Raw genomic sequence first — 13,062 nt, 5'->3', positions numbered from 1 at the left:
GCCGCCCGCGCGTGCCTACTTCCCCGTGAACCGCGCCGGCCGCTTCTCGACGAACGAACGCAGGCCTTCGGCCGCGTCCTCGCTGCGCGACAGGCGCTGCTGCACCGGCACGAACTCCGCCATCGCCTCCAGCGGCCCGTGCTCCACCGCCTTCAGCGCGTTCAGGCGGGTGGCGACCACGGCCTGCGGGGCCTGCGCCGCGATCGCTTCGGCGACGCGCAGGGCCTCGTCGAATTGCCGGCCCGCCGGCACCACCCGTTGCACGAAGTGCAGCCGCAGCGCCTCGGCGGGCCCGAATTCGTCGCCGGTGAGCAGGTGCAGCAGCGCGTTGCCGAGGCCCGCGCGTTCGGCCATGCGCAGGGTCGCGCCGCCGGTGGCCATGATCCCGCGCCTGACTTCCAGCTGCGAGAAACGGCAGTCGTCGGCGGCGATGACCACGTCGGCCGCGAGCATCAGCTCGATGCCCAGGGTGAAAGTGATGCCCTGCACCGCCGCCACCATCGGCTTGGTGCGCCGCCGGTAGCCGGGCGAGCCGAGATCCAGCGGCTCCACCATGCCTGGCGGCCACAGCTTCTCGCCCTTCTGCATGAACGGCGCGATCGCGGGCAGGTCCAGGCCCGCGGTGAAGTGCTCGCCGTGGGCGAACAGCACGCCCACGCGCAGGCTTGGATCGTCGTCCAGCAAGGTGTAGGCTTGCGCCAGCTCGCGGAACATGCGCGGCGTGAAGCCGTTGCGCTTGGCGGGCCGGTCGATTCCGATCAGGAGCAGCGCGCCGCGGCGCTCGGTGACGATGGTGCCCTCTGCGGGCGTGGCGGTGTCCATGGGCCGCATTAGAGCAGCCACTCGTCCACCTTGTGGAGGGAAACCCTAGACTGGCCGCAGAGGAGACTGGGCATGGCTTCTTCCCATCCGGAAAGCGTGGATTACCTGGTGGTCGGCGGCGGCAGCGCGGGCTGCGTGCTGGCCGCGCGCCTGAGCGAGGACCCGTCGGTGCAGGTGGCGTTGCTCGAAGCGGGCCCGCCCGACACCAGCGTGCTCATCCACTGTCCCGCGGGGCTCGCGCTGCTCGCTCGGAACGGGCAGGCGAACTGGGGCTTCCAGACCGTGCCGCAGGCCGGGCTCAACGGCCGGCGCGGCTACCAGCCGCGCGGCAAGGTGCTGGGCGGCTCCAGCTCGGTCAACGCGATGATCTACGCACGCGGCCATCGCGCCGACTACGACGCGTGGGCCGCAGCGGGCAACACTGGTTGGTCCTGGGACGAGGTGCTCCCGTACTTCAAGCGCGCCGAACACAACGAGCGCGGCGCCGACGCCTTCCACGGCACGGGCGGGCCGCTGAACGTGATGGACCTGCGCAGCCCGCATCGCTTCGGGCCGGTGTTCGTGGATGCCGCGAAGGAGGCGGGCTTTCGCGAGAACCGCGATTTCAATGGTGCGGAGCAGGAGGGCGTGGGCCTGTACCAGGTGACGCACAGGAACGGCGAGCGCTTCAGCGCGGCCAAGGCCTACCTCGCGCCGAACCGGCATCGCGCCAACCTGCACGTGCTCACCGGGGCTCATGCCACTCGCGTGCTGTTCGAAGGCCGTCGTGCGACCGGCGTCGCCTTCCTGCAGGACGGCGTGGAACGGCAGGTTCGCGCGCGCCGCGAGGTGCTCCTCAGCGCCGGTGCGCTGCTGTCGCCGCAGCTGCTGATGCTCTCCGGCGTCGGGCCGGCGGAGGAGCTGCGGCGGCAGGGCATCCCGCTGGTGCACGACCTGCCCGGTGTCGGCCGCAACCTGCACGACCACGTCGATGTCGTGCAGGTGGTCGACGCGCCGCACCTCACGGACCTGTTCGGGCTGTCCTTTCCCGGCATCCTCAACACGCTGAAGGGCATCCTCGAATGGCGGCGGCAGCGCAGCGGGATGCTCACGACGAATTTCGCGGAGGCGGGCGGCTTCATCCGCAGCTCGCCGCAGGAGGCCCTCCCCGACCTGCAGCTGCACTTCGTGATCGGCAAGCTGGTGGACCACGGCCGCAAGACGGTGTTCGGCCACGGCTACTCCTGCCATGTCTGCCTGCTGCGCCCGAAGAGCCGCGGCACGCTGACGCTGGCGAGCGCCGATCCGCTCGCCGCGCCGCGCATCGACCCCAACTTCCTGGCCGACGATGACGATACGCGCCGCCTCGTGAAGGGCTTCCGGCTGATGCGCGAGATCCTGGCGCAGCCCGCCCTGGCGGACCACCGCGGCCGCGAACTCGCGACCTCCGCGGCGGCGTGCAGCGACGAACAGATCGAGGCCTTCGTGCGCAGCCACGCCGATACGATCTACCACCCGGTGGGCACCTGCCGCATGGGCAGCGACGCGCTGGCGGTGGTCGATCCGCAGTTGCGCGTGCACGGCCTGGAAGGCCTGCGCGTGGTGGATGCGTCGATCATGCCCAGCATCGTGGGCGGCAACACCAATGCGCCGGTGATCATGATCGGGGAGAAGGCGGCGGAGATGATCCGGCAGTCGGCGCGTCGACCGGAGGTCACCACGCCTTCCGAGGAGAGCGTTGCCTTGTAGGCTGGGTGCAACCCCAGCGCTGGGGTTCCACCCCAGCCTACGAACCCCCAGCCTTGTTCAAGCCGCGAACCGCCGCCGGGTCAGCGCCAGTGCGATCCAGAACGCCACCACCGCATACCCGGCCAGCACCAGCAGATGCCGCAGCCAGTGCTCCGGCCACTGGTCGACGAACATCGGCCGCACCAGCTCCACCGCCGCCGTCAGCGGCAGCCAGTCGGAAACCACCCGCACCACCTGCGGCAGCTGCTCGCGCGGGAAGAACACCCCGGACAGGAACATCATCGGCGTGAGGAACAGGGTGAAGTAGTAGGTGAAGAAGTCGTAGCCCTTGGCCAGCGCGTTGAAGATCAGCGCGATGCAGGAGAAGGTGATGCCCGCGCCCAGCAGCACCGGCCAGGCCACCAGCAGCTTGGGACTGGCGCTGATGCCCAGCGCCAGCATCACGATCAGGATCGCCGTCACCGTGAAGATCGCCTTGTAGGCGGCCCACAGCATCTCCGCCAGCACGATGTCGTCCAGCACCACCGGCGCGTTGAGGATGCCGTCCCAGGTCTTCTGCACGTGCATGCGCGAGAACGCCGAATAGAGCGCCTCGAAGGTGGCGGCGTTCATCGCGCTCATGCAGATCGAACCGCTGGCCAGGAACACGATGTAGGGCACTTCGGCGCCTTCGACCCGCACGCTGCCCACCAGCGCACCCATGCCGTAGCCGAAGGCCACCAGCCAGATCAGCGGCTCGGCGATGTTGCCGATCAGGCTGGGGATGGCGAGCTTGCGCCACACCAGCAGGTTGCGGCGGAACACCGGCCACCAGCGCAGCGACAGCGCCGGGGCGCGCCAGGGAGAGACGTGCGTCGTCATCTAGGCTCCTTCGCGGATCTGCCGGCCGGTGAGCTTGAGGAACAGGTCCTCCAGGTTGGCCGGCCGGTGCAGGGTGCGCAGCTTGGGATGCTCGCGCCCGAGCGTGTCGAGCAGCGGCCGCGCGTCCTGCGTGTAGAAGAACACCGTCTCGCCGCTCACCTCGGTGCGGCGCGCGAGCGACTTGAGCGGCGACTGCGCGATCTCCAGGACTCCGTTGCCGTAGGCCTCCACCACGTCGGGCTCCAGGTGTTCGGCGATCAGGTCGCGCGGACGCCCTTCGGCGATCTTGCGGCCGTGGTCCAGCACCAGCAGCCGGTTGCACAGGCGTTCCGCCTCGTCCATGAAGTGCGTCGTCAGCAGGATCGACTTGCCCTGCTGCAGCAGCACCTGCAGCCGCTCCCACATCAGGTGGCGGGCCTGCGGATCGAGGCCCGTCGTGGGCTCGTCCAGCATGAGCAGGCGCGGATCGTTGACCAGCGCGCGCGCCAGCGAGAGGCGCCGGCGCATGCCGCCCGAAAGCTCGCCGGGTTTGGCCTGGCCCTTGTGCGTCAGCGCGGCGAACTCCAGCAGCTGCGGGATGCGCTCGCGCACGCGCCGTTCGGGCAGGCCGAAATAGCGGCCATAGACGAGCAGGTTCTCGGCGCAGCTGAAGTCCGGGTCCAGCGAATCGAACTGGCTCACCACGCCCAGCTGCGACTTGATGACCAGCGCGTCCTGCGGCATGCGCAGCCCGAGCGCGCGGATCTCGCCCCCGTCGGGCTCGGTGAGGCCCAGGCACATGCGCAGCGTCGTCGTCTTGCCGGCGCCGTTGGGGCCGATCACGCCCAGGCACTCGCCGGCCTCGATGCGGAAGGAGAGACTGTCGACGACGGTGGCTTCACCGTAGCGCTTGGTCAGGTCGCGGGCGTCGAGGAGCGGCTCGGTCATGGGCGGCGGCTATTGTGTCGCAGCCCGGCCCGGCGCGCCTGCCGGGCTGCGCCGCCGTAGAATTTTGCGATTTGCCGACCAGGACGCCGCTTGTTTCCCCTGCTACCCCCATTGCCCATCACGCAGCAGTACCTGTTGCCCAAGAAGTTCCTCACCGTGCTGGCCGGCAAGATGGCCGGCGCGCGGCTCGGGCCCGTGACGCGATGGATGGTGCGGCGCTTCGCGGCCCAGTACCAGGTGAACATGGCGGAGGCGGTGGAGCCGCGCCTCGAGAGCTACGCCAGCTTCAACGACTTTTTCACCCGGCCCCTGCGCGAAGGCGCGCGCCCGGTCGGGAACGCGCCCTTCATCTGCCCGGTGGACGCGGCGATCAGCCAGTTCGGGCCGATCGAGCACGACCAGCTGTTCCAGGCCAAGGGCCACAGCTACTCGACCCGCGCGCTGGTGGGCGGCGACCAGGCGCTGGCGCACCGCTTCGACCACGGCCACTTCGCCACGCTGTACCTCGCGCCCAAGGATTACCACCGCATCCACATGCCCTGCGAGGGGCGCCTGAAGCGGATGATCTACGTGCCGGGCGACCTGTTCTCGGTCAACCCGCTGACGGCGCGCCACGTGCCCAGCCTGTTCGCGCGCAACGAGCGGGTGGTGTGCGAGTTCGACTGCGCGCACGGACCGATGGTGATGGTGCTGGTGGGCGCCACCATCGTCGGCAGCATGGCCACCGTGTGGCACGGCGTGGTGAACCCGCCGCGCACCCGCGAGCCGCGCGAGTGGCGCTACGACGACCAGGACATCGTGATCGCCAAGGGCGCGGAGATGGGCCGCTTCCTGCTCGGCTCCACGGTGATCCTGCTGTTCCCGCGCAACGTGCTGACGTTCACGCCGGACTGGGGGCCGACGAAGCCGGTGCGGCTGGGGGAGGCGATGGCGACGCTGATCGAGACCGAGGCGGCGCTCTAGGCGTCGGGGTTCGCCTGCGGGCTCACCCCGACCTACGAAGACAGGCGTTACTGGAACGCGACCTCGTCGAAGGAGCGCAGCTTGCGGGAGTGCAGCCGCTGCGGCCCCTGTGAACGCAGGATCTCGATCGCGCGCATGCCGATGCGCAGGTGCTGGTCGACGCGTTCCCGGTAGAACTGGTTGGCCATGCCCGGCAGCTTGATCTCGCCGTGCAGGGGCTTGTCGCTCACGCACAGCAGGGTGCCGTAGGGGACGCGGAAGCGGAAGCCGTTGGCGGCGATGGTGGCCGATTCCATGTCGAGCGCCACCGCGCGGCTTTGCGAGAAGCGCCGCTGCGGTTCGTTGCCGGGCAGCAGCTCCCAGTTGCGGTTGTCGGTGCTGGCCACCGTGCCGGTGCGCATGATGCGCTTGAGGTCCGCGCCCTTGCACTGCGTGATGTCCGCCACCGCCTGCTCCAGCGCCACCTGGATCTCGGCGAGCGCCGGGATCGGCACCCACAGCGGCAGTTCCTCGTCCAGCACGTGGTCCTCGCGCACGTAGCCGTGCGCCAGCACGTAGTCGCCCAGCTGCTGGCTGTTGCGCAGGCCCGCGCAGTGTCCCAGCATCAGCCAGGCATGCGGACGCAGCACGGCGACGTGGTCGGTGATGTTCTTCGCGTTCGAGGGGCCCACGCCGATGTTGACCATCGTGATGCCGTGGTGCCCCGGGCGGATCAGGTGGTAGGCCGGCATCTGCGGCAGCCGCGGCGGCGGCGCGCCCAGGCTGTCCATGGCCTCGCGCGGCAGGCCCACGCGGCGCGTCACCACGTTGCCCGGCTCGACGAAGGCGATGTACTCGCTGTCGCGGCGGTTCATCTCCTCGTGACCGAGCTTCACGAATTCGTCGATGTAGAACTGGTAGTTGGTGAACAGCACGAAGTTCTGGAACCAGTCCGGCGCGCTGCCCGTGTAGTGCCGCATGCGGTGCAGGGAGTAGTCGACGCGCGAAGCGGTGAACAGCGACAGCGGATGCGACGCCGGATCGAAGCCCTGCGTGCCGTTGGCGATGCCATCGTCCATCGTGGACAGGTCCGGCAGGTCGAACAGGTCGCGCATCATGGCGCGCCGCTGCGGCGGCAGGTTGCCCTCGATGTGGTCGTGCTCCGCGAAGGAGAAGTGGATCGGCATCGGCTCGTTGCTGGTGCCCACCTCCAGCGCGACGCCGTGGTTGGCGAGCAGCAGCCGGAACTGCTCGCGGTAGTAGTTGCCGTACAGGTCCGGGCGCGTGAGGGTGGTCTCGTAGCGGCCCGCGCTGGCGACGAAGCCATACGACAGGCCCGCGTTTTCGAGCTGCGCCTGCGGCAGAACGCTTTCGGTCTGGATCCGCACGTACGGATAGCAGGCCCTCACCCGCCCCGGCATGGACTCGCCGGCCACGAACCTTTGCATCGCCTCGCGCAGGTGGTGGATCTGCTGCGCGTAGATGGCGCGGACCTGGTCCAGCGCGCTCTCGGGATCGGTATGGAAAGTGGGTGCGATGAACGGCGGCTGGAAGGGCATGCGCCTATTGTGCAACTCCCTTTACAAGCGCCTGCAAACCCGGCCGTCGGTGCGAAACCGTCCTACAAGGTGTAACGCACTCCGCTGACCTTCGTTTTTGGGCCCAGGAACGACAGTTTGCGTCATCCAGAACGACGTCCCAGAGAGACGCAAATCAATCAAGGAGTCCAAGAAAATGACGCAAGCGATGGCCGCCAATCCTTTCGCCCTGATGGTCGACCCGGCCCAGGTCCGCGCCCATATCGAAGGGTCGGAGCAACTCACCAAACTGAGCCAGCGCCAGTGTCATCCCCTCGATCGCGCCGTGATCCGCTGCGCGAGCGCCGAGATCGCCGCCTTCGACGCCAAGATCGACCGCACCACGATCTACCTGCCGCCGGAAGAAGAGAAGGCCGCCTCCGCCGCGGTCACCCGCACCTACACGCGCCGCGTCAACTGACCCGGCGGGCCGGCACGCCCATCGGCGCCGGCCGCACCGGCTGCAGCTGCTGCTGCTGGCGCAGCCACACTTCCTGGTCCCGGCGCTCCTGTTCGCGCCGCCATTGATCCGCCAGGGCGCGCTGCCGGCGCAAATCCTCGTCGCGACGGGCCTGCTCTTCATGCCGCGCCTGTTCCTCGCGGCGGGCCTGTTCCTCCCGACGGTCTTCCTCCGCCCGGCGCGCGGCCTGCTCGCGGCGGGCCTGGACGGCCTGTTCCTCGCGGTGCGCCTGCTCCTGCAGGCGGGCCAGCTGCTTGCGACGGGCCTGCTCCGACACCTTCTGCGCCTCGGCCTGGCGAGCGGCCGCGATGCGCTTTTCCTCCGCTGCGCGCTTCGCGTGCCGGCGCTCTTCCTCGGCGCGCCTGAGCGCCAGCCGCTTGTCTTCCGCCGCGCGCTTGGCCTGCAGCTTGCGTTCCTCTTCGGCCCGCTTCGCGTGCTTGCGGTCTTCCTCGCGCTTCACCGCGATCGCGCGCTTGCGCTCCTCGGCGCGCTTCGCATCGGCGGCGATCGCCGCGCGTTTTTCGCGTTCGGCGCGTTCGGCGCGCTCGGCACGTTCGGCACGTTCCGCACGTTCCGCACGCACGGCGGCCGCACGCTTGTCTTCCTCCGCGCGCTGCTGCGCCGCGAGGCGCTCGCGTTCCGCCTTCTCGCGCGCTGCCTGGGCCCGCGCCTGCGCTTCGGCCAGCGCGGCCTGCGAGGAAACGGGGACGGTGGGCGCGGGGGCGGTCACGCGCAGGGGCGCCGCCATCGGCGTGGTGGGGATCGGCTTGGCCGCGGGCATCGGGACGACGGGCGCGGGAGCGATCGCCATCGGCGTCGCCGGTGCGACGGCGACGGCGGGCACGGCCTTCGTGGCGGGCGCCGGCTTGGCCGCGGCCACCGCGGGACCGCCGGGGATGACGATCGTGCGGCTCCTGCTCGAAGGCTCCGCCGCGGGCGCCGGCACCGGCGCCGCAGCGGCCGCCACGGGCATGCTGACCGTCGGTTCGCCGCGGCGGCGCGCGCCGGCCCAGCGATCGAAATCGTCATTGGCGGCAAACGCCGCCTGCTGAACGCGCGCCAGGCTGCGTTCGCGGAAGGTGACGCGCTGCCCGTTGCGCACCTCCAGGGCCTCGCCCTTCTCGCCGAACACCACGGCGGATCCGGACAGCACCACGATGCGGGTGAGACCCTGTTTCGTGTCGACGTCGATGCGGTAATCGCCCGGCTGGCGGGCGCGGAAGGCGAGGTTGGGCGTGCCGACCTCGAAGCTGTCGCCCGGGTTCATGCGCGTGACGGTGGCGACGACGCTGCCCTGCGTGACGCTCAACTGGGTCGCGGTGTCACCGACGTTCTCCAGTACCAATTGCGTCTCGCCGTTCAGCCGCAGCGCATGGCCGCCGGCCTGCACTTCGGCGCGGGAGCCGCGGTCGGTCCACAGCCGGTCGCCGCGCTTGAGCACGCGGCGCGGCTGCACGTCGTGCCACTCCTTGTCGCCCTGCGGCGCGACCGCCACCGGGCCCTCCGCATGGTTGAGGTGAGCGGCGGGAACGGACACCACCTGCGACCAGGCCGTGCCGCCCCATGCCAATGCCAGGGCTGCCAGGCCATGATTCCACCGGCGGCAGCCCTGCCTGACGCCGGTACGTGTGTCGTTCGCGCTCATGCGATATTGAACGCTTGAGATAGCGATTTGGCACGCAAAGGCCGTGTAAAGGCTGTAGTCCCTGTCTTACCCAGATTCGACCTGCGTGAAGTTGTCACGCACGCGTCGCCCCCGCTTTTTTCAGGAGGGGACCGGCTCGCGCATCGTCACGAACTCCTCCGCGGCGGTCGGGTGGATGCCGATGGTGGCGTCGAACTGGGCCTTGGTGGCGCCGGCCTTCATCGCCACGGCGAAGCCCTGCACGATCTCCCCCGCGTCGGGTCCGACCATGTGCAGCCCGACCACGCGGTCGCTGGCGGCGTCCACCACCAGCTTCATCAGCGTGCGCTCCTCGCTGCCGCTCAAGGTGTTCTTCAGCGCGCGGAAATCGGTGCGGAAGATACGCACCGCGCCGAAGCGCTCGCGCGCCTGCAGCTCGGTGAGGCCGACGGTGCTCGCGTTCGGATGGGTGAAGACGGCCGTCGGCACGTATTCGTACGACAGGTCCCGCTCGCCGCCGCCGAACAGCCGGTCGACCACCACCATGGCTTCGGCCAGCGCCACCGGCGTCAATTGCAGCCGCGCGGTCACGTCGCCGACCGCGTAGACCGAGGCGGAGGAAGAGCGATAGTCGCCGTCGACGACGATGCCGCCGTGCGCCGAGAGCTGCACGCCGGCGGCGTCGAGGCCGAGCCCGGCGACGTTGGGCACGCGGCCGGTCGCGTAGAGAACGGCATCGGCGGCCAGCGTCTCGCCGTTCGTGAGCTTCACCGCCAGGCCGTCGGCGGACCGGTCCACGGCTTCCACGTCGACGCGCAGCCGCAGGTCCACGCCGTGCCTGCGCACCTCCGTGGCCAGGAAGGCGCGCACGTCGTCGTCGAAGCCGCGCAGCACCTGTTCGCCGCGGTAGAGCTGCGTGACCTGCGCGCCGAGGCCGTTGAAGATCGAGGCGAACTCGCAGGCGATGTAGCCGCCGCCCACCACGACGAGCCGGCGCGGGAAGGGATCGAGGTCGAACATCTGGTCCGAGGTGAGCACGTGCTCTCGTCCGGGGAAGTGCGGCACCGAGGGCGTGCCGCCGGCGGCGACCAGGACGTGGCGCGCGCGCCAGCGTTTCGCCGTGTCGCCGGTCGCGACCTGGACCGTGTTCGCATCGCACAGCGTGGCCCACCCGCGCTGCAACTCCACGCCGGCGTCGCGCAGCAGGCCTTCGTAGACGCCGTTCAGGCGCGCGATCTCCTTGGCGCGATTCGCCTTCAGCCGCCGCCAGTCGAAGCGTGCCGGCGCGAGGTCCCAGCCGAAGCCGGCGGCATCGCGGAAATCGTCGGCAAAGTGCGCCGCGTAGCTATAAAGCTTCTTGGGGATGCAGCCGACGTTGACGCAGGTGCCGCCCAGCGCGGCCGCCTCGGCCAGCATCACCCGCACGCCGCGCTGCGCCGCCATGCGCGCGGCGCGCACGCCGCCGCTGCCGCCGCCGATGACGAAGAGGTCGCAATCGAAGTCCATCCCGCATCCTTTCCCGGTCATGGCTCAACTGTAGGCGCCGCCTTACGACCTTGTCGTTCAGCGCCCATTACCATCGCCGGCATATGACCAAAGCAGCGACCTGGTACCGGCACATCGGCCACACCAGCAAGGCGCCCATCCGCTGGGCCGCGGCCTGGGCGCGCATCACCTTCTTCGGCTCGGTGATGGTGGTGCGCTCCTTCTCCCCGCGCAGCTACGGGCCGCAGACACGGTACAACTTGGCGCGCCACGTGTGGCTCGACACGGCGCCCATTCTCGGCTGGTTCACGGTGCTGATCGCCCTGTTCACGCTGATCATCACCCGCATCGTGATCGTCACGTCGGCCAGCTACGGCCTGTCGCAATATGCCCTGGAGATGGTGGTGCGGGTGCTGGTGGTCGAACTGATCCCGCTCACGGCGGCGCTGTTCGTCGCCCTGCGCTGCACCATCCCCAGCGGCGCCGCGCTGGTGGAGATGCGGCGCGCGGGCCATTTCCGCACCTTGCGCAGGCGGCGGCTCGACCCGATCGACGTCGAAGTGCTGCCGCGGCTGCTGGCCGGCATCTTCTCCTGCATCACGCTGGCCGCCCTCAGCTGCGTGGTGGCGGGTATCCTCGCCTACTTCGCCGTCTACGGCTTCACCATGGCCGGCATCGACGGCTACACGCACATGACCGGCCGCGTGTTCGAGCCGATGTTCACCTTCATCTTTGCCCTCAAGACCTTGTTCTTCGCCATCGCCGTGTCGGTCATCCCGATGGCGTCCGGCCTCAACAACATCGAGGACGACGGCTCGCGCGAGAGCGCCGCGCTGCAGGGCCTGGTGCGCATGTTCGGCGTGCTGCTGATCCTGGAGGCGTCCTCGCTCGTGGGCAACTACATCTGACCATGGCCGACCCGAACCGTCCGCCGTCCCCGACCGCGCCCCCGCAGCCGGAAACCCCGGCCGGGAAGTCCGAACCCGCCGGCAAGAACGTGCCGGTGAAGAACCTGGAGCTGAAGGCCACCATGCTGCTGGCCTTCACCGTGGCGCTCATCGTCGCCTCGGCGCTGTTCCTACTGCGCGCGCGCGGCTACTTCGAACCCAAGCAGCAGCTGGTGCTGGTGGCCGACAACGCCGAAGGCGTGGCCTCCGGCATGGACCTCACCTTCTCGGGCTTTCCGATCGGTACCGTCAAGCGGGTGGAACTCGGCGAGCGCGGCAACGTGCGCATCCTGATCGACGTGGTGGAGAAGGACGCCAAGTGGCTTCGCACCTCCAGCGTCTTCACGCTGATCAAGCCGATCTTCGGGTCGGCGCAGCTGCGCGCCTACAGCGGCGTGCTGACCGACCCGCCGCTGCCCGACGGCGCAGAGCGGCCGGTGCTGCGCGGCGACTTCAACGAGGAGGTCGGGCGCGTGATCGGCGCCGCGAAGGACGTGCTGGACAACCTGAACCAGATCACGGCGGCGAACTCCGAGCTGAATCGCTCCATGCAGAACCTGCAGGCCTTCACCCAGAAGCTGCAGGGCAACAAGGGCGCGCTGCACGCGATCTTCGGCAACGAGACCGACGCCCAGAAGCTGGTGGCGGCGATCGATCGCGCGAACACGGCGATGGCGCAGGTGCAGCGCCTGGCGGCCAACGGCGACCGGCTGGTGGGCCACGCCGACCAGCGGGTGTTCGGCCAGGGCGGCATCGCCGACGACGCGCAGGCCAGCGTGCGCCAGCTGCATGCGCTGCTGGCCGAGACGCGCGGCAGCCTGCAGCGGGTGGACGCCGTGCTGAAGGAGGCGCAGGGCATCGCCGGCAACGTCAACAAGGCGAGCGAGGACCTGGGCAGCCTGCGCGGTGACGTCGAGGCCAACCTGCGCAAGATCGAGGACCTGATCAACGACCTGAACCGCAAGTGGCCGTTCTCGAAAGACCGCAAGATCGAATTGCCATGATCCGGCTCCTCACGCTCATCCTGGCGTTGCTGCTCGCGGGCTGTGGCAACAAGCCGCGCCAGCCGGACTGGCTGGTGAACGCCGACGGCGCGCAGGACCGCTACGAGCGCGCCTACCTGTCCGGCAAGGACCGCGTCGCCACGGCGGAATTCGCGCGCTTTCGCAGCGAGGTGGCGAGCACGGCGCAGCCTTCGCTGGTGGCGCGCGCGGAGCTCACGCGCTGCGCGGTGCAGGTGGCGAGCCTGGATTTCAGTCCGTGCACCGGCTTCGAGCCGCTGCGCCGCGACGCGTCGGATGCGGAGCGCGCCTATGCGGACTTCCTGGCCGGCCGGATCGCGCCGGAGCAGGCCAAGCTGCTGCAGGAGGATTACCGCGGCGTCGCGGGCGGGCAGGGCGGCGCCGGTGCCCTGAAAGGCATCAGGAACCCGCTGTCGCGGCTGATCGCCGCGGGCGTGCTGTTGCGGACCGAGAAGGCCGATCCCGAGGTGCTGAAGGCCGCGACGGATACGGCATCGGAGCAGGGCTGGCGGCGCGCGGTGATGGCGTGGCTGGGCGCGCAGGCGATGCGTGCCGAGAAGGCGGGCGCGACGGAAGAGGCCGCGCAGTTGCGGCGCAGGATGCAGCTCGCATCCGAGGAACGCTAGGCGGGTTTTCGTAGGCTGGGGTGCAACCCCAGCGTCGCGCG

The 13,062-nt window shown here is 69.8% G+C and carries 12 protein-coding genes and 1 pseudogene; 6 read left to right on the top strand and 7 right to left on the bottom strand.

Features of this window, described 5'->3' with window-relative positions; translation table 11 throughout:
- Positions 1 to 15: 15 nt before the first annotated feature.
- Positions 16 to 822 carry a crotonase/enoyl-CoA hydratase family protein gene (locus tag VF522_RS01550; RefSeq protein WP_330906445.1) on the bottom strand — a complete coding sequence of 269 codons (807 nt, stop codon included), beginning with the start codon at positions 820 to 822 and terminating at the stop codon, positions 16 to 18.
- A gap of 72 nt (positions 823 to 894) precedes the next feature.
- Between VF522_RS01550 and VF522_RS01545 the strand changes: the two genes are divergently transcribed.
- Entirely contained in the window at positions 895 to 2,550 is a 1,656-nt protein-coding gene (locus tag VF522_RS01545; RefSeq protein ID WP_330906444.1) for a choline dehydrogenase, read from the top strand.
- A gap of 57 nt (positions 2,551 to 2,607) precedes the next feature.
- On the opposite strand, the gene VF522_RS01540 is transcribed toward VF522_RS01545, so the two are convergent.
- The 3 genes and pseudogenes from VF522_RS01540 to VF522_RS24520 all read right to left on the bottom strand — a co-directional run.
- Positions 2,608 to 3,411: an ABC transporter permease gene (locus VF522_RS01540; protein WP_330906443.1), complete on the bottom strand. Its 804-nt coding sequence runs from the start codon at positions 3,409 to 3,411 to the stop codon at positions 2,608 to 2,610.
- Positions 3,412 to 3,918: a hypothetical protein gene (locus tag VF522_RS24525; RefSeq protein WP_414709420.1), complete on the bottom strand. Its 507-nt coding sequence runs from the start codon at positions 3,916 to 3,918 to the stop codon at positions 3,412 to 3,414.
- Positions 3,904 to 4,281 (bottom strand): annotated as a pseudogene (locus VF522_RS24520) (ATP-binding cassette domain-containing protein); the annotation flags it as partial. The pseudogene VF522_RS24520 and the gene VF522_RS24525, both read right to left, overlap by 15 nt.
- Positions 4,282 to 4,509: 228 nt before the next feature.
- Between VF522_RS24520 and asd the strand changes: the two are divergent.
- Positions 4,510 to 5,301 carry an archaetidylserine decarboxylase gene (gene asd, locus VF522_RS01530; RefSeq protein ID WP_330906524.1) on the top strand — a complete coding sequence of 264 codons (792 nt, stop codon included), beginning with the start codon at positions 4,510 to 4,512 and terminating at the stop codon, positions 5,299 to 5,301.
- A gap of 47 nt (positions 5,302 to 5,348) precedes the next feature.
- On the opposite strand, the gene VF522_RS01525 is transcribed toward asd, so the two are convergent.
- Complete coding sequence (locus tag VF522_RS01525; protein WP_330906441.1) at positions 5,349 to 6,839, bottom strand: AMP nucleosidase; 1,491 nt, start codon at positions 6,837 to 6,839, stop codon at positions 5,349 to 5,351.
- A 175-nt stretch (positions 6,840 to 7,014) separates the two neighbouring features.
- On the opposite strand from VF522_RS01525, the gene VF522_RS01520 reads away from it, so the two are divergent.
- Positions 7,015 to 7,278 carry a hypothetical protein gene (locus tag VF522_RS01520; protein WP_330906440.1) on the top strand — a complete coding sequence of 88 codons (264 nt, stop codon included), beginning with the start codon at positions 7,015 to 7,017 and terminating at the stop codon, positions 7,276 to 7,278.
- Here the strand turns inward: VF522_RS01520 and VF522_RS01515 are convergent.
- Positions 7,271 to 8,962: a hypothetical protein gene (locus VF522_RS01515; RefSeq protein WP_330906439.1), complete on the bottom strand. Its 1,692-nt coding sequence runs from the start codon at positions 8,960 to 8,962 to the stop codon at positions 7,271 to 7,273. The two genes, VF522_RS01520 and VF522_RS01515, sit on opposite strands and share 8 nt — an antisense overlap.
- Positions 8,963 to 9,082: 120 nt before the next feature.
- Complete coding sequence (gene gorA / locus VF522_RS01510) at positions 9,083 to 10,468, bottom strand: glutathione-disulfide reductase (protein WP_330906438.1); 1,386 nt, start codon at positions 10,466 to 10,468, stop codon at positions 9,083 to 9,085.
- Positions 10,469 to 10,530: 62 nt separating this feature from the next.
- Between gorA and VF522_RS01505 the strand changes: the two genes are divergently transcribed.
- From VF522_RS01505 to VF522_RS01495, 3 genes are read left to right on the top strand one after another with little or no spacing between them, the layout of a single operon-like run.
- Entirely contained in the window at positions 10,531 to 11,334 is an 804-nt protein-coding gene (locus VF522_RS01505; protein WP_330906437.1) for an ABC transporter permease, read from the top strand.
- A 2-nt stretch (positions 11,335 to 11,336) separates the two neighbouring features.
- A complete protein-coding gene (locus VF522_RS01500; RefSeq protein WP_330906436.1) occupies positions 11,337 to 12,377 on the top strand; it encodes an MlaD family protein in 1,041 nt (346 codons plus the stop codon).
- Complete coding sequence (locus VF522_RS01495) at positions 12,374 to 13,021, top strand: hypothetical protein (RefSeq protein WP_330906435.1); 648 nt, start codon at positions 12,374 to 12,376, stop codon at positions 13,019 to 13,021. Before VF522_RS01500 ends, VF522_RS01495 begins: the two co-directional genes overlap by 4 nt.
- The last annotated feature ends 41 nt before the right edge of the window (positions 13,022 to 13,062 follow it).

Origin of the sequence: Ramlibacter sp. (assembly GCF_036383835.1) — a bacterium.
Classification (GTDB): domain Bacteria; phylum Pseudomonadota; class Gammaproteobacteria; order Burkholderiales; family Burkholderiaceae_C; genus Ramlibacter.
This window is presented reverse-complemented; position numbering and strand designations above follow the sequence as displayed.